The organism is Streptomyces sp. ISL-98 (genome assembly GCF_018614055.1).
Classification (GTDB): Bacteria; Actinomycetota; Actinomycetes; order Streptomycetales; family Streptomycetaceae; genus Streptomyces; species Streptomyces spiramyceticus.
Map to the genome: position 1 here is coordinate 22536 of NZ_JAGGPB010000020.1, position 22357 is coordinate 44892.

The following is a 22357-nucleotide window of genomic DNA, read 5'->3' on the forward strand; positions in this document are numbered from 1 at the left end:
CATCGCTCTCCTGCGATCACCCCAAGAGTCACTTATGCTTCAGGGGTGATCGAAGCCCGTCATCTCCGTGTCCTGCGCGCCGTGTCCGCCACCGGTTCCTTCTCGGCTGCCGCGCGCGAACTGGGCTGCACACAGCCCGCCGTCAGCCAGCAGATGAAGGCCCTCGAACACTCGACAGGCACCCCGCTCCTCATCCGCACGGGCCGCGAGATGCGACTCACCCAAGCGGGTGAAGCCCTGGTCCGTCACGCCGCCGGAATCCTCGCCGGACTGACCGCCGCCGAGGAGGAGGTCGCCGCCATCGCCGGACTGCGCGCAGGCCGGGTGCGCCTGGTGTCCTTCCCCAGCGGCAGCTCCACCCTGGTCCCCACCGCGCTGGCCGCCCTGCGCGCCGCCCACCCCGGCACCAGGGTCTCCCTCATCGACGCGGAGCCCCCGCGCTCGGTGGAGATGCTGCGCGAGGGCGACTGCGACGTGGCTCTGGCCTTCCGTTACGGGCCCGGCGGCGCCACCGAGGACTGGCAGGACCTGGTCGTACGCCCGCTGCTCACCGACCGTCTCGTCGGCCTCGTCCCCGAGGGGCACCGGCTCGCGGAGGCCGGCCAAGTCGGCATCGGGGAGCTGGCGGACGAGCCGTGGATCGCAGGCTGCCCGCGCTGCCGGAGGCAGCTGGTGGAGGTGTGCGAGAGCGCGGGCTTCGCGCCCCGCATCGATTTCGCGACCGACGACTACCCGGCGGTGATCGGCCTGGTCGGCGCCGGACTCGGAGTCGCGGTCCTGCCGGAGCTGGCCATGGAGTCGGTACGTCCGAAGCGTGCGCGCACCGTGGCGCTGGTACCCGCCGTGCAGCGTGAGATCGTGGCGCTCACCCTGCCCGACCTGGCTCAGGTCCCGGCCGTAGCGGCCACGCTGGACCAGCTGGCGCTCGCAGCCGCCCGGTGAGCCGGCGGCCGGGGCTGGGAGTCGGGGCTGTGAGGTGGAGCGGTCCTGGTGAAGTTGGTGACGAGGGAAAGAAGTGAAAAAACGTTTCAGCGGCCTGGTGTGGCGGTCGGCCTCGTGGCCGGCGCCGCCGGAGCCCCCGTGGAGGCGGTGATCAGACGGTTGCGCGCGCGGCCCATGAGCTCCTCGCGCTCATCCTCGGTCAGCCCGCCCCACACGCCGTAGGGCTCACGGACCGCGAGTGCGTGCGCCGCGCATTCCGCACGTACCGGGCACCTCATGCAGACCTCCTTTGCCGAGTTCTCGCGCGCACTCCTGGCGGCACCCCGCTCCCCCTCCGGGTGAAAGAAGAGCGAGCTGTCCACCCCGCGGCAGGCTGCAAGCAGCTGCCAGTCCCACAGATCGGCGTTGGGTCCGGGAAGGCGGGAGAAATCTGCCATTGCTTGTCCCCTTGCATCGATTGCATCGAGAGCGCATCTGGGCTGAGGCGGCACCCACTTGTGTAAGCAGATGTAAATATGACCCATTGCGAATCTAGCCACAGGCGCCAGCAAAACGGAAGAAAAGCCGCTAAACGGGGCATGTCTTTACTTTGGAGACATCGCACCCCGCGATGCGCTTCTCTGCAACCGGGCCCTCACGTAGAGTGCCGAAGATGGCCGTCCACCCCGTAACTCTTTCGAGTGACCGTCGTTGAGAGTGCGAGGCGGTTGAAAGAACAAGCGATCGGGCAGATGTCCGAGAGCGTCAATCGCACAGGTGACGAAATATGTACCAGCCTGGAGGCTCAAGGTGACGCGCATCAGCTGCGGAGGGCGGCCATGACATCCGTCCTCGTCTGCGACGACTCCCCCCTTGCCCGAGAGGCGCTCCGCCGCGCGGTCGCGACCGTGCCCGGCGTCGAGCGCGTGACGACAGCGGCCAACGGTGAGGAAGTCCTCCGCCGGTGGGGCGCCGACCGCTCGGACCTGATTCTGATGGACGTACGCATGCCCGGTCTTGGCGGTGTCGAGACCGTGCGCCGGCTGCTCTCCGCCGATCCGGGCGCCCGGATCATCATGCTCACGGTGGCCGAGGACCTCGACGGCGTCGCGCTCGCGGTCGCCGCCGGTGCCCGTGGCTATCTGCACAAGGACGCCTCGCGCGCCGAACTGCGAGCCACCGTCACGCAGGCGCTCGCCGACCCGACCTGGCGGCTCGCCCCGCGCAGACTGCGCTCGGCCGAGATGGGTGCGGCGCCCACACTCACCGCACGTGAGATTCAGGTGCTCGAAGGCATGAGCCACGGCCGCTCCAACGCGGAGATCGGCCGTGAGCTCTTCCTCTCCGAGGACACGGTCAAGACGCATGCCCGGCGGCTCTTCAAGAAGCTCGGCGCCTCGGACCGGGCGCACGCGGTCGCGCTCGGATTCCGCTGGGGCCTGGTCCGTTAGGACCGGGGCCGGTGCGCTGCTGCACGGGTACGACGTGCCCCGTCCGCCGTCCGGCGGGCGGGGTGACGGACGTCCGTGCCCCGTTCCGTCGCCGATGCCGCATCCTTGAGGGGTGGAGTTCCTCGGGGACGATTCGGTCGAGCGGGAGGGGAGGGCTCAGGAGATGAGTTCCGGCGTACCTGCTCATAACGCTTCGGTGCACAACTACGGGCGTGGTGCCACGGAAGGTTCGGCGCCAAGGCACCATGGACCGATGCGCGACGACGAGACGACGGTGATCGGTGCACTCGTCCGCCGTGCGGTCGATGGCGACGAGCAGGCCACGCACGACCTCCTGGCCCGGGTTCACCCGCTGGCCCTGCGGTACTGCCGTACGCGGCTGAGCCGGCTTCCCGGTGATGCCCGCCACTTCGTGGAGGACCTCGCGCAGGAAGTCTGCGTCGCGGTCCTCATGGCGCTGCCGCGCTACAAGGACACCGGCAGGCCCTTCGAGGCCTTCGTCTTCGCCATCGCCGCGCACAAGGTCGCCGATCTGCAGCGGGCCGCCATGCGGCACCCCGGATCGACCGCCGTGCCTTCCGACGAGATGCCGGAGCGTCCCGACGACTCCCTCGGGCCCGAGGAGCGCGCGCTGCTCAGCAGTGACGCGGAGTGGGCCAAGAAACTTCTGGCAAATCTTCCCCAGGCGCAGCGCGAGCTGCTCGTGCTCAGGGTCGCGGTCGGGCTGACCGCCGAGGAGACCGGGCAGATGCTGGGCATGTCCCCAGGTGCCGTGCGGGTTGCGCAGCATCGCGCGCTCAGTCGGCTGCGGGCGCTCGCCGGGCAGTGACGGGCCGAACCGGGCCCCCCGCGCAGGCCGTGCGAACGTACAAACTCTCTGGGTGATCTTGATCGTGGAATGAGACACCTCGCGATCCCGTTAGCATGGACATCCGCGCCGAGCAAGACCATTTGGGAAGGTGTCATGACTGCCAACGTCGATGGAGTGCCCGAAAAATTCGCGATGCTCGGGCTGACTTACGACGACGTGCTGCTGCTGCCTGGCGCGTCGGACATGGCACCCGACCAGATCGACACCTCCTCGTACATCTCGAAGAACGTACGGGTGAACGTCCCGCTGCTCTCCGCCGCGATGGACAAGGTCACCGAGGCCCGCATGGCCATCGCCATGGCCCGTCAGGGCGGTGTCGGTGTCCTGCACCGCAACCTGTCGATCGCCGACCAGGCGAACCAGGTCGACCTCGTCAAGCGGTCCGAGTCCGGCATGGTGACCGACCCGATCACCGTGCGCCCCGACACCACGCTCGGCGAAGCCGACGAGCTGTGCGCGAAGTTCCGTATCAGCGGCGTACCGGTGACCGACCCGGCGGGCAAGCTCCTCGGCATCGTCACCAACCGCGACATGGCCTTCGAGACGGACCGCTCGCGCCAGGTCCGCGAAATCATGACCCCGATGCCGCTGGTCACCGGCAAGGTCGGCATCTCCCGCGTGGACGCGGTGCAGCTGCTGCGCCGCCACAAGATCGAGAAGCTTCCGCTGGTCGACGACGCGGGCATCCTCAAGGGCCTCATCACGGTCAAGGACTTCGTCAAGGCCGAGAAGTACCCGAACGCCGCCAAGGACGCCGAGGGCCGTCTGCTCGTCGGCGCGGCCGTGGGTGTCGCCGGTGACGCGTACGACCGCGCCCAGGCACTCATCGAGGCGGGCGTCGACTTCATCGTCGTCGACACCGCGCACGGTCACTCCCGGCTGGTCGGCGACATGGTCGCCAAGATCAAGTCGAACTCCACGGTCGACGTCATCGGCGGCAACGTCGCCACCCGCGACGGCGCCCAGGCGCTCATCGACGCCGGCTGCGACGGCATCAAGGTCGGCGTGGGCCCCGGCTCGATCTGCACGACCCGTGTCGTCGCCGGTATCGGCGTGCCGCAGGTCACCGCGATCTACGAGGCCTCCCTCGCCGCGAAGACGGCCGGTGTGCCGGTCATCGGCGACGGCGGCCTCCAGTACTCCGGCGACATCGCGAAGGCGATCGTCGCGGGCGCCGACACGGTGATGCTCGGCTCGCTGCTCGCGGGCTGCGAGGAGTCGCCGGGCGAGCTGCTCTTCATCAACGGCAAGCAGTTCAAGTCGTACCGCGGCATGGGCTCGCTCGGCGCGATGCAGTCCCGCGGCCAGGCCAAGTCGTACTCCAAGGACCGGTACTTCCAGGAGGGCGTCGGCGCCGACGACAAGCTCGTGCCCGAGGGCATCGAGGGCCAGGTGCCCTACCGTGGCCCGCTGTCCGCCGTTGTGCACCAGCTCGCGGGCGGTCTGCGTCAGTCGATGTTCTATGTCGGCGGCCGTACGATTCCGGAGCTTCAGCAGAACGGCCGGTTCGTCCGGATCACGTCGGCGGGTCTCAAGGAGAGCCACCCGCACGACATCCAGATGACGGTAGAGGCGCCGAACTACAGCAGGAAGTAATACGCACGCGTGCTGAGGGGCGGCCCCGGAGTTTCCCGGGGCCGCCCCTCACGTGTGTGTCGGGGATACTGGAACGGCATACCAAGAGGGAAAGGCCACACACGTGACTGAGATCGAGATCGGGCGCGGCAAGCGCGGCCGCAGGGCGTACGCGTTCGACGACATCGCCATCGTGCCGAGCCGGCGCACCCGGGACCCGAAGGAGGTCTCGATCGCCTGGCAGATCGACGCCTATCGTTTCGAGCTGCCCTTCCTGGCGGCTCCGATGGACTCCGTCGTCTCGCCGCAGACCGCGATCCGCATCGGTGAGCTGGGTGGCCTGGGCGTACTGAACCTCGAAGGTCTGTGGACCCGGTACGAGGACCCGGAGCCGCTGCTCCAGGAGATCGCCGAGCTGGACGAGGACACCGCCACCCGCCGCCTCCAGGAGATCTACGCCGCCCCCATCCAGGCGGACCTGATCGGGCAGCGCATCAAGGAGGTGCGCGACTCGGGTGTCGTCACCGCCGCCGCGCTGTCTCCGCAGCGTACGGCCGAGTTCTCCAAGGCCGTCGTGGACGCCGGTGTCGACATCTTCGTGATCCGCGGGACCACGGTCTCCGCCGAGCACGTGTCGGGCGCAGCCGAGCCGCTCAACCTCAAGCAGTTCATCTACGAGCTCGACGTGCCGGTCATCGTGGGCGGCTGTGCGACGTACACCGCCGCGCTGCACCTGATGCGTACGGGCGCGGCCGGCGTCCTCGTCGGCTTCGGCGGCGGCGCCGCGCACACCACGCGCAACGTGCTGGGCATCCAGGTGCCCATGGCGACCGCGGTCGCCGATGTCGCCGCCGCCCGCCGCGACTACATGGACGAGTCCGGCGGCCGGTACGTGCACGTCATCGCGGACGGCGGTGTGGGCTGGTCCGGCGACCTGCCGAAGGCCATCGCCTGCGGCGCGGACGCCGTGATGATGGGCTCGCCGCTGGCGCGCGCGACGGACGCGCCCGGCCGCGGTCACCACTGGGGCATGGAGGCCGTCCACGAGGACGTGCCGCGCGGAAAGCGGATGGACCTGGGTGCGGTCGGCACGACCGAGGAGATCCTCCTCGGCCCGTCGCACACGCCGGACGGCTCGATGAACCTCTTCGGTGCGCTGCGCCGTTCGATGGCGACGACGGGCTACAGCGAGCTCAAGGAGTTCCAGCGCGTCGAGGTGACGGTCTCCCCGGCGGAGCACAAGCGCTGACGTTTTTGGCTGTCTGTACGGAAGGGGCCCGGACCGCTGTGCGGTCCGGGCCCCTTCCGTACAAGCGTCGTTACGCGGCGGACTTCTTGGCGGCCGAGAAGGCGGCGAAGGCGCCGATGGCGAGGAAGAGGAAGGTCATCGGTCCCGCCTCCTCCTTCCAGCCCGTCGTCAGCACGCTGAACTCCTGGAAGAACATCTCCGTCACAGTGACGGGGAGTACGTCGGACAGGGCGATCGCGAAGCCGAGCAGCTGGCCCAGGTAGACCGCGCCGAGCGACAGGATCGCGCCGATCACCGGCAGTGCCGGGTTGCTGCCGCCGACCTTGCCGGCCGCGAAGCCGATCAGGTAGCCGACGCCGACGGCCGCGAAGCCGATCTGGTACTCGGTGGCGCCGATGATGGCGCCGTAGATCCCGGCGGTGACGACTGCTGCGGCGAAGGCCGCCACGATGCCGAGGACGACGTTGTCGCGGGCCGGGGCGGGGGCCGGGGCCTGCGGGTAGGCGCCGTCGGCGAACGGGTTGCCGGACTGCGGCGGCGGCACGGGCTGGCTCATGTGAAAAATCCCCCCAGGGATGATGCGTGCGCACAGGTGTGCGGGAAATGACGCCGCAGGCTAGCAGTCCCGTACGACTGTGGGCCCCGGAATTGCGAGTCGCAGTGCCTTATCGGTGCCTGATGGCTGCCTTATAGGCGGTGGCTTGCTCCTGTGGGGGACGCTCCACGCGTGTCGAGGAGCAGCTGAGCCTTCACCGCGAGGCCCTGGAGATCGTAGGTGCGGTGGTGCTGGAGAAGGATCGTCAGGTCGGCGTTGGCGGCCGCCTCGTAGAGGGAGTCGGCGCGGGGCACGGGGACGTCCCGGACGCGCCAGTCGGGGACGTGGGGGTCGTGGTAGCCGACCTGGGCGCCCAGGTCCATCAGGCGGGTGGCGATTTCCTGGGCGGGGGAGCCCTGCTGGTCGGCGAGGTCCTGCTTGTAGGTGACGCCGAGGAGGAGGATGCGGGCGCCGCGGGCGGACTTGCCGTGCTCGTTGAGGAGGGTGGCGCAGCGCTGGATGACGTACTGCGGCATGCGGTCGTTGATTTCCTGTGCGAGGCCGACCATGCGCAGGGGGTGGCCGGGCGTACGGCTGCTGTGCGGGATGTAGTTCGGGTCGACGGGGACGCCGTGGCCGCCGACGCCGGGGCCCGGGCGGAAGGCCTGGAAGCCGAAGGGCTTGGTCTCGGCGCAGCGGATGACGTCCCAGAGGTCGACGCCGAGGTCGTGGCAGAGCACGGCCATTTCGTTGACGAGTGCGATGTTGACGTGCCGGTAGTTCGTTTCGAGTACGCCGACGGTCTCGGCCTCGCGGGGGCCGCGTGCGCGGACCACCTTGTCGGTGAGGCGCCCGTAGAAGGCGGCGGCCGATTCGGTGCAGGCGGGGGTGAGGCCGCCGATGACCTGGGGGGTGTTGGCGTAACTGTGCACCCGGTTGCCGGGGTCCACACGGCTGGGGGAGTACGCGAGATGGAAGTCCCGCCCCGCGCGCAGCCCGGAGCCCTCTTCGAGGATGGGGCGGAGGAATTCTTCCGTGGTGCCCGGGTAGGCGGCGGATTCGAGCAGCACGGTGGTGTGCGGGCGCAGTTGCGCGGCGAGGGCTCTGGCGGCGTCGCCGACGGCGGTGAGGTCGAGCGTACGGTCCGCGCCGAGCGGGGTGGGGGCGCAGATGACCGCGGTACGGACCCGGCCCAGCGCGGCCGGTTCGGTGACGGTACGGAAGCCTCCCGCGAGCATCCTGCGCAGGCCGGCGGCGGTGAGGGAGCCGTCGGCCGGGGTGCGGCCCGCGGCGAGTTCCGCGAGGAGGCGTGGGCCGGTGTCGTAGCCGATGGTGTCGATGCCGGCGGCGACGGCGGCCTGGGCGAGGGGGAGGCCGAGGTGGCCGAGTCCGATGACGGCGAGATCTGCGGGCATGGCGGTGAGCCGCGTCCTTCCCAATAGCCGGAGGGGAGGCAAGGCGCAAGCCCTGTGGACAGTTCGGGCGAGCGCAATGTCAGACTAGGCGTAAATATGACCGTTATGCGGCATTGCTTGCGGCTGTGGTGCGGGAGTGTTGTCCACAGGCGGTGGCTGAACCCGGGGAGCACAGACAGAATCGAGGGGGTGGGGATCTGATCCCGACCACCCCGACCACAACGGGAGGCAGCAGTGAGGACAGCGACACTGGGACCTGCGGAGCGCGCCGAGGCGCTCGCGGGGATGGCCGAGCGTGAACTGGACGTGCTTGTCGTGGGCGCCGGAGTGGTCGGTGCGGGGACGGCACTCGACGCCGCCACCCGCGGGCTCTCGACCGGTCTCGTCGAGGCGAGGGACTGGGCGTCGGGCACATCGAGCCGGTCGAGCAAGCTGATTCACGGCGGGCTGCGCTATCTGGAGATGCTCGACTTCGCGCTCGTACGGGAAGCGCTGAAGGAACGCGGGCTGCTCCTCGAACGGCTGGCGCCGCATCTGGTGAAACCGGTGCCGTTCCTCTACCCGCTCCAGCACAAGGGCTGGGAGCGGTGGTACGCCGGGTCGGGCGTGGCGTTGTACGACGCGATGTCGGTGTCCTCGGGGCACGGGCGCGGGCTGCCGATGCACCGTCACCTGTCGCGCAAGCGCGCGCTGCGGGTCGCCCCCGCGCTGAAGAAGGACGCGCTGGTGGGCGCGTTGCAGTACTACGACGCACAGATGGACGACGCGCGCTATGTGGCGACGCTGGTGCGCACGGCCTCGCAGTACGGCGCGCACGTCGCCAACCGGGCCAGGGTCATCGGCTTCCTGCGGGAGGGCGAGCGGGTTGTCGGGGCGCGGGTCCAGGACGTGGAGGGCGGCGGGGAGTACGAGATCCGGGCCAAGCAGGTCGTCAATGCGACCGGGGTGTGGACGGACGACACGCAGGCGCTGATCGGCGAGCGCGGGCAGTTCCATGTGCGGGCGTCCAAGGGCATCCATCTGGTGGTGCCCAAGGACCGGATTCATTCGTCGACCGGGCTGATCCTGCGGACCGAGAAGTCGGTGCTGTTCGTCATCCCGTGGGGGCGGCACTGGATCGTGGGGACGACGGACACGGACTGGGATCTGGACAAGGCGCACCCGGCGGCGTCCAGCGCCGACATCGACTACCTGCTGGAGCACGTGAATTCGGTGCTCGCGGTGCCGCTGACACGGGACGACGTCCAGGGGGTGTACGCCGGACTGCGGCCGCTGCTGGCCGGGGAGTCGGACGCCACCAGCAAGCTCTCGCGCGAGCACACGGTGGCGCATCCGGTGCCGGGGCTCGTCGTGGTCGCGGGCGGCAAGTACACGACGTACCGCGTGATGGCGAAGGACGCGGTGGACGAGGCGGTGCACGGCCTCGACCAGCGGGTCGCGGAGTGCGTGACGGAGGATGTGCCGCTCGCCGGGGCCGAGGGGTACAAGGCGCTGTGGAACGCGCGGGCGCGGATCGCGGCGCGGACGGGGCTTCATGTGGTGCGCGTCGAGCACCTGTTGAACCGGTACGGCGCGCTGGCCGAGGAGGTGCTGGAGCTGGTCGTCGGCGAGCCGTCGCTGGGCGAGCCGCTGGCGGCCGCCGACGACTACCTGCGGGCGGAGATTGTGTACGCCGCGTCGCACGAAGGGGCGCGGCACCTCGACGACGTACTGACGCGGCGTACGCGCATCTCGATCGAGACCTTCGACCGGGGGACGCGCAGCGCGCGGGAGTGCGCGGAGCTGATGGCGCCGGTGCTGGGGTGGGACAAGGGGCAGATCGAGAAGGAAGTCGAGCACTACGAGAAGAGGGTGGAGGCGGAGCGGGAATCGCAGCGGCAGCCGGACGACCTGACGGCGGACGCGGCGCGGCTGGGGGCGCCGGACATCGCACCGCTCCAGTGAGCGCCGTCGCGGAGAGTGGCGGCAGAGGGCCGATCTTGTAAAGGGGGGAAGTCGCGTGTGGTGTGGGGAGGTTCGGTGGAACCGTCCTCGCACGGCTGTGACCTGCGCAAGGTCCCTTTCGTCGGTTCTGTGAACGGCTCCCGGTGACCCGGGACCACGATCGGTCGCGCGGTGAGGGACAATGATGGCTCTGCCAGGGCGGGTTACTGCTTCCCCCTGGAACGCAGCCATCACGGGTCGCGGGCGTAGATCAGGGATCGCAGAGGGGACGCATGTCGGACGCGGAGCAGTCCAAGGACACCAAGGGACGTCTTCTCGCCGGACGGTACCGGCTCGGAGATGTGCTCGGCCGGGGTGGCATGGGCACGGTCTGGCGTGCCGTCGACGAGACGCTGGGCCGCACCGTCGCGGTGAAGGAACTGCGCTTCCCCACGAGCATCGACGAGGAAGAGAAGCGCCGGCTCATCACCCGCACGCTGCGCGAGGCGAAGGCGATCGCCCGGATCCGTAACAACGGCGCGGTGACCGTCTACGACGTGGTCGACGAGGACGACCGGCCGTGGATCGTCATGGAGCTGATCGAGGGCAAGTCGCTGGCCGAAGCGGTACGCGAGGACGGGCTGCTGACGCCGCGTCGTGCCGCCGAAGTGGGCCTCGCCATCCTCGACGTACTGCGCTCGGCGCACCGCGAGGGCATCCTGCACCGCGACGTGAAGCCGTCCAACGTCCTCATCTCCGAGGACGGCCGGGTCGTGCTGACCGACTTCGGTATCGCACAGGTCGAGGGCGACCCGTCGATCACGTCGACCGGCATGCTGGTGGGCGCTCCCTCGTACATCTCGCCGGAGCGGGCCCGTGGTCACAAGCCGGGGCCTGCAGCGGACCTGTGGTCGCTGGGCGGTCTGCTGTACGCATCGGTGGAGGGCACTCCGCCGTACGACAAGGGCTCGGCGATCGCGACCTTGACGGCGGTCATGACGGAGCCGCTCGACCCGCCGAGGAACGCGGGGCCGCTGGAAGAGGTCATCTACGGCCTGCTGGCCAAGGACCCCGAGCAGCGGCTCGACGAGGCGGGGGCGCGGGCACTCCTGATCGACGTGATCGAGGCGCCCGACAAGACGACCGAGCCGGAGCCGTCGCCCGAGGCGACGCGGGTGGTAGCGCTGCCGCCCGTACCGGAGGACGCGGCTCCTGCGTCGCGCACCAGGAGCGACGCCGGCGCGGGCGAAGGCGGCAGCGACCGGGTTCGCGGTGCGCTGAAGTCCGTACGCAACGCGGCGGCGGCCCAGGCGGCCAAGCAGAAGCAGGCGTCCCAGGCGCGGTCCCAGGCGCAGCAGCAGTCGCAGGCCGCGGCCGGGCCCAAGCCGCCCGTGCGGGCTCCGCTCACCGATGTCGTGCCGCGTCGCACGCTGGTGATCGTCGCGCTGGTCGCCGCGCTCGCGGTGATCGGCACCGTGCTCGCTGTCGCGCTGAACGGCGGCCAGAACGAGGGCGATCAGGGCAAGTCCAAGGAAGGGACGTCCGCTTCGAGCGGCGTCACGGCCGGCGAGGGCGCCAAGGGCGGGGACGAAGACAAGGAAACGGGCAAGGGCAAGGACAAGGACCAGGGCAAGGAAGAGGGCCAAGGCCAGGACCCGGGCAAGGGCGAGGGCGGCGGTCAGGACACCGGCGGGTCCAAGACGGACGACCCGCCGAAGTCGGACGGGCTGCCCGACGGGTACAAGAAGGTCAGCGACGACCGGTTCCACTTCACTATGGCGATGCCCGAGGGCTTCGAGCGGAACCGCATAGCGGGCCTGAACTCCGGCGGCATATACAACAAGGACGGCGGATTCCCGCGCGTCCAGGTCGACTTCAATGCCAGCCCGACGGACGACGCCCGCGCCGCCTGGGCGGCGGCGAGGCTCGGTGTCGCCGCGACCAGTACCAACTACAAGCACCTCGGGATAAGGCCCGTCGACTACAACGGCTATCCCACCACCGCCGACTGGGAGTTCGAGCGCGACCAGCAGGGGCAGCGGGTTCATGTGCTCAACCGCGGCTTCAAGGTGGACGCCCGTCACGGCTACTCCATCATGGTGAGCTGCAAGGCGAGCGAGTGGGACGGCAAGGAGTGCCGGACGCTGCGGGAGACCGCGTTCGACACGTTCAAGCCCAAGGACTGACGTACGGAGGGGCCGGGTTGCCAAGACCCGGCGGCGCGGTCGGGTCTTGCCCCGTATCGTGAGAGCTCGTGGACTGTACGCGACCGGAATTGACGGTTTGGTGCGGTCCTGGACCGGGGGAACAGCGCGCTCTGGGGAGGCGTCGTGGACGACTATGCGGGACGGGTGCTTGCCGACCGCTACCGCCTTCCCCTGCCGCCTTCCGATGAGTACGAACTGGTCGAAACCCGGGCCTTCGACACGTACAGCGGGCAGGAAGTCCTCGTCCGTCAGGTGCCGTTACCCGAGGTCGTGGACGCGGAGTTCCTGGACGGCGAGGGCGGCGGCGGGGGTGCGGCGCGGGGCGTGCGCCGGGCGGCCGGACGTACGACGCGGCGGCCCACCGATCCCGCCGTGCGCCGCGCCATAGAGGCGGCGCAGGCCGCGGCGCAGATCCCCGATCACCCCAGGCTGGACCAGGTCTTCGACGTCTTCGCCGAGGGCGGTTCGCTGTGGATAGTGAGCGAACTGGTGGCGGCGAGGCCGCTGGCGGCGCTGCTCGCCGAGAGGCCGCTGAACCCATACCGGGCGGCGGAGATCGCCGCCGATGTACTGACCGCGCTCAGGGTGCTGCACGCGCACGGCTGGACCCACCGGAACATCACCGTTCGTACGGTGCTCGTCTGCGACGACGGCCGCATCGTCCTGACGGGCCTCGCCGCCGGGGCCGCGGAGGAAGCGCTCTGCGGTTACGCCCCCGTGCCGGTGCCGGCGGAGCCGGCGGTGGATGCGGATGAGGACGACGGCAGTTGGGGCACGGCTGCCGAGCCCAGGAGCGCCGGTGCGCCCGGGCACGACGAGCTCTCGACCACCGGTGGCGTGGAGGCGGTGCCGTACGCCGGTGTCCCGCCGGGCACGCGCGCCGCGCTGCCCTCGGGGGGCGGTCGGCCGGGTGCGAATCCTGCCGCCGACGTCCGTGCCGCCCGCGCCGGGGCGATCGCGGCGTACCGCGCGGGTGCCCGTGCGGCGGCCAGGGTCAGCGAGGAGCAGCGGCCGGAGGGCACAGCCCCGCTCCCGGCCCAGCGGCCCGCGCTGCGCCCGGCCGGAGGGCCGCGTGCGATCAGCCCGTACGTAGACCTGGACGCCGACACCGGTACGGGTACCGGTGCTGGTGCCGCGACCGGCGCACGCGGGGCGCTGGGTGCCGGTGGCGGCTGGCACTCCGGGCCGGGCGGGCCCGGCGCATCGGCAGGTAACGAGTCGACGGCCTCCGCGGGCGGCCGTACAGGCGCCGGGGCCGACTTCGACGAGACCTGGCACGGCGCCGTACCCCGCTCAGGGGCCGGAGACGGATTGCGCGCCGACGGCCTGCGACACGCGCACCCCCGCGAGCAGGCCGAGGCATTGACGCCGACGCAGGGCTACGCGCAGGGCCAGGCGGTTGCGCAGTCCGGCACGCAGCGTGGCGTCCCGGCGCAAGCACGGCCCGGCGCTCCCGGCAGCCAGACGCAGGCCCGCACGTACGCGCAGCCGTTCGGCGGGCAAGCCGGGCAAGGCCGACGAGGCGAAAACGCCGGGCAGGGCGCACATGCCGGGCAGGGCGGGCAAGCTGGACACAGCGGGCAAGGCCCAGCGTCGTCTTCCGCCGCCGGGCGCTGGGACGAATACGTTGCCGGGGGCCACGTCCCCGCGCACCGCGGTCCCGCCAACCCGCTCGCTGCCGAGCGTGCCCGGCAGGCGCGTATCGCCGTCGTGGGCGCCGTCACCGAGCGCTGGGCGCCCGAGCAGGCGGGCTCCGTGCATGGGAACTGGCAGTTGGCGCCGCCCATCGGGCCCTCGACCGACCTCTGGGCGCTGGGCGCCCTGCTCTTCCGTACCGTGCAGGGACACGCCCCGTACCCGGAGGACAGCGCCATAGAGCTGGTGCAGCTCGTCTGCGCCGAGCCGCCCGCCTTCGCCGAGGAGTGCGGCCCGCTGCGGCCCGTCGTCGAGTCGCTGCTGCGCCAGGACCCGACCGAGCGGCCGGACTTCGAGGAGTTGCGCGGCTGGCTGCGTTCGCTCGTACGGTCCGCCCCCGAGCCTGAGGCCGGGGTGGACGTCGTTCCGCTGCCGTCCGTCGACAGCGCGCGGCTTCCGATCGTGCGCCGCCGGGGCGAGCTCGTACGCAAGCGCCGCGGCGGCTCGGCCGAGGCGCAGCACGGCAGGCACCGGCACAAGAAGGCCAAGGACAGCAGGAACACCGGGGCCGGCCGGGAGAACAGACGCGAGAAGGAGCCCCGGGCCGCCAGAGAGCCGCGGATCAAGGAGCCGCGGATCCAGCCGAAGCAGCGCGGTGGCCCGCGTTCCCTCGGCCGCACACTGCTCGTCGTGATCCTCCTCGGCCTGGTCGCCGCGCTTGTGTACGCGCTGGTCTTCATGCCGAAGGCCGGTGAAGGCAACGGGGAAGGCGACCAGGGCGACGCCAAGAACGTCGGTGACGAGCTGCGCACGAGCGCGCCGCCGACCCCCGGTCCCTCCGGAGGGACCGACTCCGCCGAGCCGCCCCCGCAGAAGACTCCGGACAAGACGCCCTCCTCGCAGCAGCCGCAGACCTCCGTCCCCGCCTCCGACGTCGCGAAGGGGTACGCGATCCGCAAGGACCCCGAGGGCTTCCAGACCGCCGTGGACAAGGACTGGGAGCGGCGGCCGATCAACGACGCGGGACAGGTCCGTTATCGCGGCGGCGGCTTCGAGCTGGTGATCGTCCCGGGCCGGGACACCGTCAAGGAGTACGGCAGCGACCCGATGGACTACCAGCTGAAGAAGGAGCGGGAGCTGCAGGCCGTCCGCGACTCCTCCTGGTCGACCTCGAACGGGCTGCGGCGTATCGACGTGGGCCGGCAGGTCATGGCAGAGGGCCAGTTCACCTGGCAGGACAGCAGCGGCCGCGATGTGTACGTCCGTAACCTCGCGATCATCGTCGGCGACCGGTACCACGTGGTCCAGGTGATCGGCCCCGAGTCGCAGCGGGACAAGGTCACCGAGATCTACGAACAGGCGTCGTCCGCCTACCGGGTGACAGGCTGAGCGCGCACCGGACAGGACAGGGATGACCACCGAAGGCAACGGACGCCTGATCGCCGGGCGTTATCGGCTCGGCGTGCGGCTCGGCCGTGGCGGCATGGGGACGGTGTGGCGGGCCACCGACGAGCTGCTCGGCCGGCAGGTCGCCGTCAAGGAACTCAATATCGACATCGGCGCGCACGAGGCAGGCCTGCCTGCCGCCGCCGCTGACGACGACGACGTACGGTCGTGGCGCGAACGCGTACTGCGTGAGGCCAGGACCGTGGCTCAGCTGGTCCACCCCAATGTGATCGTCGTGCACGATGTCGTCGACGACGAGGACACCAGGCTTTCGTACATCATCATGGAGCTGATCGACGGCGAATCGCTCGCCGACCGGGTCGCGACGAGCGGTCCCGTCGACACCCGCGAGGCGGCCCGGATCGGGCTCGCGCTGCTCGGGGCGCTTCGTACGGCCCATGAACACGGCGTACTCCACCGCGACATCAAGCCCGCCAATGTCCTGCTGGAAGCGGACAGCGGACGCGTCGTGCTCACCGACTTCGGCATCGCGCGGCTCTCCGGCGCCACGACGCTCACCGACTCCGGATCCTTCGTCGGCTCCCCCGAGTACACGGCGCCCGAGCGCATGGAGGGCGTCGGCGCGGGTCCCGCGTCCGATCTGTGGTCGCTCGGAGTGCTGCTCTGTACGGCGCTGAGCGGCGAATCTCCGTTCCACCGGGACTCGTTGGGCGGTGTGCTCAACGCCGTCGTGAACGACGAGATCCGGCCACCCGCCGCGGCCGGTCCGCTGCTGCCCGTCGTACGCGGCCTGCTGGAGCGCGATCCGGAGCGCAGGCTCGGCGTCGAGGAGGCGGAGCGGCTGCTGGTCGCGCACCTGGCGACCGGTGTGACGCCGGAGGCGGCCGCTCAGGTGCCGCCCTATTCGCCCACGCAATGGGACGTACCGCTCACCGCGCCGCCGCCGACGGCTGTCCCGATACTTGTTCCCGTCCCCGGCACCTCCCTTGCCGCCGCCGAGCAGGCGCGGCCACGGGTCGGCCGGATCCGGGGAGCGCTTGTCGCGGGCGCGCTGGTTGTCGCGATGGCGGGGGCGGGGGCGGCGACCGCGGTGCTGTTCCTGGGTGACGGCGGGGGCGGGGAGGGCGCGGGTGGCTCGAACGGCGAGTCCGGCGGACGTACGGACGCTGCTTCTACGCCGCCCACCCCTCCCACCCGTACCGTCACCTCGACTGCGCCGAGCGGGTCGTCGGTCCCGACCGCATCGGTCACCCCCACCCCCTCCTTCACGCCGCCTGCCGGGTACCGGAGGGTGAGCGACCCGGCGGGATTCTCGCTGGCCGTCCCCGAGGGGTACAACCGGTCGACCGACGACAAGCGGGTCTTCTACATCTCGCCGGACCAGCAGATCAGGATCGGCGTACGGCAGCAGGCCGCTGTGTCGAGGGGCCCGCTGGGCGCGATGCGGCTGGCGCACGCGAACGGGCCCGACACGAACCCCGGTTACCGCGACGGCAAGGTCACGCCGACCACGTACAACGGACTGACCGCCGCGCTCTGGGAGTTCACGTGGGACGGCTTCCAGCCGGAGGACGAGGACCGGCACACGTACGACCTGTGCTGGGAGGAGGGCGGGCTGATGTACGACGTGTGGGTGTCGGCGCCGGTCGGCCGCCAGGACGACGCGAAACGCCACTTCGACACGGCGCTGGATTCGTTCACCCGCCGGTAGGGGGGCAGGGGCGTGTCCGGCGGATCAGGCCTGGGCCGCGCTGAGATGGCGCCGCACTCTGAAGTCGGCCTGATCCGCCGGACACGCCCCAGGGGAAGGCGCCGCAGGCAACCCGCACCCCTGGCCCCGCTGGCAACCCGCCCCGCGCGTGCGCCAGGATGTGGGCATGACCAACGATGGGGGATGGGCGAACGAGCCCACGAGCTACGGGCTCCGGCCGCCGAACTCACCGCACGTGCCACCGCAGGCGAGCAACTACCAGCCCACCCAGGCCGCTTCGGCGCCCACCAGTCCCACCACCGCGCCCACCGTCCCCGGCCAGGACCGCCTCATCGGCGGGCGCTACCGCCTGGTGTCGCGGCTCGGGCACGGCGGCATGGGTACGGTCTGGCGTGCCCACGACGAGGTCGTGGACCGCGACGTCGCCGTCAAGGAACCGCGCGTGCCGGATCACCTGAGCGAGCGCGAGCGGCAGAACGTCTACCTGCGCATGCAGCGCGAGGCCCGCGCCGCCGCCCGGATCGACCACCCGTCCGTCGTGACGATGCACGACGTGGTCGTCGAGGACGGCAAGCCGTGGATCGTGATGGAGCTGGTGGCGGGACAGTCGCTCGGCGACCGTCTCCAGGAAGGCACGCTCGACGTCCGCGAGGCCGCGCGCATCGGCTCCGCGGTCCTCGGCGCGCTCACCGCCGCGCACGAGGCCGGCGTACTGCACCGTGACGTGAAGCCCGACAACGTGCTGCTCGGCCGCGGCGACCGGGTCGTCCTGACCGACTTCGGCATCGCGCAGGTCGAGGGCGAGCAGGGCCTGACCGAGACCGGTTCGTTCGTCGGCTCGCCCGAATACATCGCGCCGGAGCGGGTGCTTGGCCAGCGGCCCGGCCCCGAGTCCGACCTGTGGTCGCTGGGTGTGGTGCTGTACGCCGCCGTCGAAGGCATGTCCCCGTACCGCCGCTCGAACACGCCCGCCACTCTCCAGTCCGTGCTGTCGGCCGAGCCGCAGATGCCGGCCCGCGGTTCGGGCGCCTTCGGCACGCTCGTGATGCAGCTGCTCCGCAAGGACCCGGCCATGCGGCCCGGCAGCGCCGAGATCCGGCAGACGCTGGAGTCGGTGGAGCGGCCGCCGCAGGCCGTGACGCAGTTGTACGGAGGCGCGGGGACGACAGCCGGCGGCAGCGTCTGGGTGCCGCCGGTGCTCCAGGGCAGCCGGAAGGCGCAGTTCGGGTTCGGCGGCGGTGTGCTGGCGGTGGCCGTCGCGCTGGTGCTGATCTTCGCCAACCCGTTCAAGGGCGACGAGCTCCCGGAGAACTGGATAGTCCGTCCCGAGACCGAGGTGGTCGCTGCGGACATCGCCGTACCCGAGGACTACACGCGGGTGCAGAACGACGCCAACGACGGCGTCAGCTACAACGACCCGAGCGGTGTCTTCACCATCTCCCTGACGCGCGTCCTGGATTCGAAGGGCCTCGACGGCGTCGACAAGGAAGCGGACGAATGGGTTGATTACTACCGCCAGGGCGGTGAGAACAAGACCAGCATCCAGGACGTCAAAAGCGTCGTGAAGCCCGCCCAGCAGCAGGGCAAGGACGCCCGTGACATCGTGACCAGCTACCGCGACTACAGCGCCTCCGAGGGTGACCTCTACAACCGCTGGCACGAACGCCTCTACGTCAACGACAAGAAGACGGCGTACTGGCGGCTCACGGTCAGCATGCCCGACAAGGGCGCGGCGGCGAAGGACGGCGAGGAGCTCTTCGACACCGTCGTGAAGCATCTGCAAATCCAGAACCTGTGAGCCGGGTGGCGGCGACGAGCCCCTGATCAGGACTTATCTGCCAGTGGACACTGGCGCGGTGGTGTGGGCCTGGTGAAAAGCCGTTACCGACGGGTACCAAAAGGTTCCGATCGGGCCTACTCTCGCCCTCATGACGGACTCGAAGGCCCCCGCAGCGCCTGCCATCGGCACCAACCCGCTCGCCGCCGCCCCCGCAGGTGCCCGCACCGCGGCCGACGTGGTCACCCCCGAGGTGGTCGCGCAGCTCACCCGCGGAGTGGTCGGTTCCGGCCGTACCGCCAACCACACGCCCTTCACCGGGGAGAAGCTGGCGGACCTGCCCGAGTCCAGCCCCGAGGACGTCGCCACCGCCTTCGAGCGGGCGCGGGCCGCCCAGCCCGCCTGGGCGGCCACGCCCGTCCGGAAGCGCGCCGCGATTCTGCTCCGCTTCCACGACCTGGTGCTGGAGCGCCAGGCCGAGGTCCTCGACCTCATACAGCTGGAGACGGGCAAGGCCCGCCTGCACGCGCACGAAGAGGTCCAGGCCGTCGCCATCGCCGCGCGCCACTACGGGCGCAAGGCCTCCTCCTACCTCAAGCCCAAGCGGCGCACCGGCGCGATACCGACCCTCACGAAGGTCACCGAGCTGCGCCAGCCGCGCGGTGTCGTCGGCCAGATCGCACCCTGGAATTACCCCTTCGAGCTGTCGATCGGTGACGCGCTGCCCGCCTTCGTCTCCGGCAACGCCGTCGTGATGAAGCCCGACACCGAGACCGCGCTGACCGCCCTGTGGGCCCGTGACCTGCTCGTCGAGGCCGGCCTGCCCGCCGAGGTCTTCCAGGTGGTCCTGGGCGAAGGCCCGGTCGTCGGCCCCGAGGTCGTCAAGCACGCCGACTACGTCTCCTTCACCGGCTCCACCCGTACGGGCCGCGAGGTCGCCCAGGGCGCGGCCGCCCGTCTCGTCGGCGTGTCCCTCGAACTCGGCGGCAAGAACGCCATGCTGGTTCTTGAGGACGCCGACGTCGAGAAGGCCGCGGCCGGTGCAGTGCGCGCCTGCTTCTCCTCCGCCGGGCAGCTGTGCATCTCCATCGAGCGGCTGTACGTCCACGAGTCGATCGCCGACGACTTCGTTGCCCGGTTCGCCGCCCGTACGAAGGCGATGCGCCTCGGCACGGCTCTCGCGTACGGCGCCGACATGGGCTCGCTCGTCGGCGAGCGCCAGCTGGAGAACGTCAAGCGCCACGTCGAAGAGGCCGTCGAGAAGGGCGCCACGCTCGTCGCGGGCGGCGTCGCCCGCCCCGACATCGGCCCGCTCTTCTTCGAGCCGACCATCCTGGACGGCGTCGAGGCGCCGATGGCCGTGTGCGCCGAGGAGACCTTCGGCCCGGTCGTCTCCATCTACCGGTTCACCGACGAGGACGAGGTCGTGGCGCAGGCCAACGCCACCGCGTACGGTCTGAATTCGAGCGTCTGGACCAAGAACGGCAAGCGCGGCCACGCGATCGCCGCCCGCCTGCGCACCGGCACGGTCAACATCAACGAGGGCTACGCCCCGGCGTACGGCAGTGTCCAGGCGCCGATGGGTGGCATGAAGGACTCCGGTCTCGGCCGCCGCCACGGCTCCGAGGGCATTCTCAAGTACACCGAGGCCCAGACCGTCGCCCACCAGCGGCTGATCCCGATGGCCCCGGCCTTCGGCATGGACGACGAGAAGTACACGGCGTTCATGAGCACAAGCCTCAAGGCGCTCAAGGTTCTGCGTTTCCGCTGATTCACCCTTTCTGAACCCCCGGGTTCTCAATGAGGAGCGCCAATGTCACAGGAGAGCTCTGTCCGCAGCCAGGAGGCTGAGGACGATTCCGCGTACGACTACGACGTCATCGTCGTCGGATCCGGCTTCGGCGGGTCTGTCTCCGCGCTGCGCCTGACGGAGAAGGGCTACCGGGTCGGCGTCCTGGAGGCAGGCCGCCGCTTCACCCGCGAAACGCTGCCCAAAACCTCCTGGGACATCAAGAACTACCTGTGGGCACCCGCGCTCGGCCTCTTCGGCATCCAGCGCGTGCACCTGCTCGGGAACGTCATGGTGCTGGCCGGCGCGGGTGTGGGAGGCGGCTCCCTCAACTACGCCAACACGCTGTACGTACCCCCCGCTCCCTTCTTCGAGGACCGGCAGTGGGCGGGCATCACCGACTGGCAGGACGAGCTGGCGCCGTACTACGACCAGGCCAAGCGCATGCTGGGGGTGCGGCTCAACCCGACCATGACGCCGTCGGACGTACACCTCAAGGCGACCGCCGAGGCCATGGGGGTGGGCGACAGTTTCCACATGGCACCGGTCGGTGTCTTCTTCGGCGACGGGGCGGACGCCGACGGTCATTCAACGGCCGGGCACGGCAAGGAAGTTCCCGACCCGTACTTCGGCGGCGCGGGCCCGTCCCGCAAGGCCTGCACCGAGTGCGGCGAATGCATGACCGGTTGCCGCCACGGGGCCAAGAACACCCTCAACGAGAACTACCTCTACCTCGCCGAGAAGGCCGGAGCCGTCATCCACCCCATGACGTCCGTCGTCGGCCTCGCCGAACACCCCGACGGCGGCTACCGCGTGGCAACCGTCCCGACCGACGCCCGCCGCAAGGCCGAGCCCCGCACCCTGCGTGCCCGCAAGGTCGTCGTCGCAGCCGGTACGTACGGCACGCAGACCCTGCTGCACACCATGAAGGACCGCGGCGACCTGCCCCGCATCTCGGCCAGGCTCGGCGAGCTGACCCGTACCAACTCCGAAGCCCTCGTCGGCTCGCAGACCACCGACCGCCGCTACCGCAAGAAGCACGGCGCGGCCAGGGCAGACTTCACGCGGGGCGTCGCCATCACGTCCTCGATCCACCCCAACGCCAGCACCCACATCGAACCGGTGCGATACGGCAAGGGATCCAACGCGATGGGCGCGATGTCGATCCTCCAGGTCCCGTACGGATCCCGGCGGTTCCTCGGCTGGCTCGGAAATGTCGTCAGGCACCCGACGCTCGCCGTCCGCTCCCTCTCCAACCGCCGCTGGTCGGAGCGGACCATCATCGGCCTGGTCATGCAGTCCCTGGACAACTCCCTGACGACGTACCGCAAGCCGGGCGGCGTCGGAAAGGGCCTGCTCACGGCCCGGCAGGGGCACGGCGCCCCGAACCCCAAGCAGATCGAGGAAGGGACCCGGGCGGCGACCCTCCTGGCCGAGGAGATCAACGGTTTCGCCGGATCGAACGTCGGCGAGCTGATCGGCACGCCGCTGACCGCGCACTTCCTGGGCGGCTGCCCGATCGGCGCATCCCCGGAGCAGGGCGTCATCGATCCGTACCACCGGCTGTACGGACACCCGGGCATCTCGGTCGTCGACGGCGCCGCGGTCTCCGCGAACCTGGGTGTCAACCCGTCGCTGACGATCACCGCACAGGCGGAGCGGGCCATGTCCTACTGGCCCAACAAGGGCGAACCGGACGTACGCCCGGCCCAGGAGGCGGCGTACGAGCGCCTCGCCGCGGTCGAGCCCAAGTCCCCGGCGGTCCCGGCGGATGCCTTCGGCGCGCTGAAGCTGCCGTTCCTCGGGATGCCGACGGTTCCGCCGAAGAAGTGAGCGGGCCGAAGAATCCGAAGAGGCCGAAGAAGTAAGAGGGCAGGAAGAAGTAACAGGG

The 22357-nt window shown here is 70.5% G+C and carries 15 protein-coding genes; 12 read left to right on the top strand and 3 right to left on the bottom strand.

The window, feature by feature from the left end:
• Positions 1–45 precede the first annotated feature (45 nt).
• Positions 46–942 carry a LysR family transcriptional regulator gene (locus J7I98_RS14730; RefSeq protein ID WP_214921134.1) on the top strand — a complete coding sequence of 299 codons (897 nt, stop codon included), beginning with the start codon at positions 46–48 and terminating at the stop codon, positions 940–942.
• A gap of 86 nt (positions 943–1028) precedes the next feature.
• Here J7I98_RS14730 and J7I98_RS14735 read toward each other — a convergent pair whose 3' ends face one another.
• The gene (locus tag J7I98_RS14735) at positions 1029–1379 is read right to left on the bottom strand and encodes a WhiB family transcriptional regulator (RefSeq protein ID WP_214921135.1); all 351 of its coding nucleotides are present in this window, start codon (positions 1377–1379) and stop codon (positions 1029–1031) included.
• Between the two features lie 381 nt (positions 1380–1760).
• Between J7I98_RS14735 and J7I98_RS14740 the strand changes: the two genes are divergently transcribed.
• The 4 genes from J7I98_RS14740 to J7I98_RS14755 all read left to right on the top strand — a co-directional run bounded on the left by J7I98_RS14740 (position 1761) and on the right by J7I98_RS14755 (position 6067).
• On the top strand, positions 1761–2372 hold the full coding sequence (locus J7I98_RS14740; RefSeq protein ID WP_003948568.1) for a response regulator transcription factor: 612 nt from the start codon (positions 1761–1763) through the stop codon (positions 2370–2372).
• Between the two features lie 253 nt (positions 2373–2625).
• Positions 2626–3201, top strand: a complete 576-nt coding sequence (locus J7I98_RS14745) for a sigma-70 family RNA polymerase sigma factor (protein WP_274561418.1) — start codon at positions 2626–2628, stop codon at positions 3199–3201.
• Positions 3202–3336: 135 nt separating this feature from the next.
• Positions 3337–4839 (top strand): IMP dehydrogenase, encoded by a 1503-nt coding sequence (guaB, locus tag J7I98_RS14750; protein WP_214921137.1) that lies wholly within the window; start codon positions 3337–3339, stop codon positions 4837–4839.
• Between the two features lie 103 nt (positions 4840–4942).
• Positions 4943–6067 carry a GuaB3 family IMP dehydrogenase-related protein gene (locus tag J7I98_RS14755; protein WP_214921138.1) on the top strand — a complete coding sequence of 375 codons (1125 nt, stop codon included), beginning with the start codon at positions 4943–4945 and terminating at the stop codon, positions 6065–6067.
• 70 nt (positions 6068–6137) lie between these two features.
• On the opposite strand, the gene J7I98_RS14760 is transcribed toward J7I98_RS14755, so the two are convergent.
• A complete protein-coding gene (locus J7I98_RS14760) occupies positions 6138–6623 on the bottom strand; it encodes a hypothetical protein (protein WP_214921139.1) in 486 nt (161 codons plus the stop codon).
• 131 nt (positions 6624–6754) lie between these two features.
• On the bottom strand, positions 6755–8017 hold the full coding sequence (locus tag J7I98_RS14765) for a nucleotide sugar dehydrogenase (protein ID WP_214921140.1): 1263 nt from the start codon (positions 8015–8017) through the stop codon (positions 6755–6757).
• A gap of 234 nt (positions 8018–8251) precedes the next feature.
• Here J7I98_RS14765 and J7I98_RS14770 point away from each other — a divergent pair, with 234 nt between their 5' ends.
• The 7 genes from J7I98_RS14770 (at position 8252) to J7I98_RS14800 (ending at position 22299) form a co-directional block, all read left to right on the top strand.
• The gene (locus tag J7I98_RS14770) at positions 8252–9961 is read left to right on the top strand and encodes a glycerol-3-phosphate dehydrogenase/oxidase (RefSeq protein ID WP_214921141.1); all 1710 of its coding nucleotides are present in this window, start codon (positions 8252–8254) and stop codon (positions 9959–9961) included.
• Between the two features lie 272 nt (positions 9962–10233).
• Positions 10234–12126, top strand: a complete 1893-nt coding sequence (locus J7I98_RS14775) for a serine/threonine-protein kinase (RefSeq protein WP_214921142.1) — start codon at positions 10234–10236, stop codon at positions 12124–12126.
• Positions 12127–12270: 144 nt separating this feature from the next.
• Positions 12271–15171: a protein kinase gene (locus J7I98_RS14780; protein ID WP_214921143.1), complete on the top strand. Its 2901-nt coding sequence runs from the start codon at positions 12271–12273 to the stop codon at positions 15169–15171.
• 22 nt (positions 15172–15193) lie between these two features.
• A complete protein-coding gene (locus J7I98_RS14785; protein ID WP_214921144.1) occupies positions 15194–16900 on the top strand; it encodes a serine/threonine-protein kinase in 1707 nt (568 codons plus the stop codon).
• A 166-nt stretch (positions 16901–17066) separates the two neighbouring features.
• Positions 17067–18698 carry a serine/threonine-protein kinase gene (locus J7I98_RS14790; RefSeq protein ID WP_214921145.1) on the top strand — a complete coding sequence of 544 codons (1632 nt, stop codon included), beginning with the start codon at positions 17067–17069 and terminating at the stop codon, positions 18696–18698.
• A 130-nt stretch (positions 18699–18828) separates the two neighbouring features.
• Positions 18829–20448 carry a succinic semialdehyde dehydrogenase gene (locus J7I98_RS14795; protein WP_214921146.1) on the top strand — a complete coding sequence of 540 codons (1620 nt, stop codon included), beginning with the start codon at positions 18829–18831 and terminating at the stop codon, positions 20446–20448.
• A 42-nt stretch (positions 20449–20490) separates the two neighbouring features.
• A complete protein-coding gene (locus J7I98_RS14800; RefSeq protein ID WP_214921147.1) occupies positions 20491–22299 on the top strand; it encodes a GMC oxidoreductase in 1809 nt (602 codons plus the stop codon).
• The last annotated feature ends 58 nt before the right edge of the window (positions 22300–22357 follow it).

Excerpts from the sequence above, each read along its gene's own strand:
- J7I98_RS14735 (WP_214921135.1), bottom strand. The coding sequence starts at position 1,379 with ATGGCAGATTTCTCCCGCCTTCCCGGACCCAACGCCGATCTGTGGGAC.
- J7I98_RS14740 (WP_003948568.1), top strand. The coding sequence starts at position 1,761 with ATGACATCCGTCCTCGTCTGCGACGACTCCCCCCTTGCCCGAGAGGCG.
- J7I98_RS14745 (WP_274561418.1), top strand. The coding sequence starts at position 2,626 with ATGCGCGACGACGAGACGACGGTGATCGGTGCACTCGTCCGCCGTGCG.
- guaB (WP_214921137.1), top strand. The coding sequence starts at position 3,337 with ATGACTGCCAACGTCGATGGAGTGCCCGAAAAATTCGCGATGCTCGGG.
- J7I98_RS14760 (WP_214921139.1), bottom strand. The coding sequence starts at position 6,623 with ATGAGCCAGCCCGTGCCGCCGCCGCAGTCCGGCAACCCGTTCGCCGAC.
- J7I98_RS14765 (WP_214921140.1), bottom strand. The coding sequence starts at position 8,017 with ATGCCCGCAGATCTCGCCGTCATCGGACTCGGCCACCTCGGCCTCCCC.
- J7I98_RS14775 (WP_214921142.1), top strand. The coding sequence starts at position 10,234 with ATGTCGGACGCGGAGCAGTCCAAGGACACCAAGGGACGTCTTCTCGCC.
- J7I98_RS14785 (WP_214921144.1), top strand. The coding sequence starts at position 15,194 with ATGACCACCGAAGGCAACGGACGCCTGATCGCCGGGCGTTATCGGCTC.
- J7I98_RS14790 (WP_214921145.1), top strand. The coding sequence starts at position 17,067 with ATGACCAACGATGGGGGATGGGCGAACGAGCCCACGAGCTACGGGCTC.
- J7I98_RS14795 (WP_214921146.1), top strand. The coding sequence starts at position 18,829 with ATGACGGACTCGAAGGCCCCCGCAGCGCCTGCCATCGGCACCAACCCG.
- J7I98_RS14800 (WP_214921147.1), top strand. The coding sequence starts at position 20,491 with ATGTCACAGGAGAGCTCTGTCCGCAGCCAGGAGGCTGAGGACGATTCC.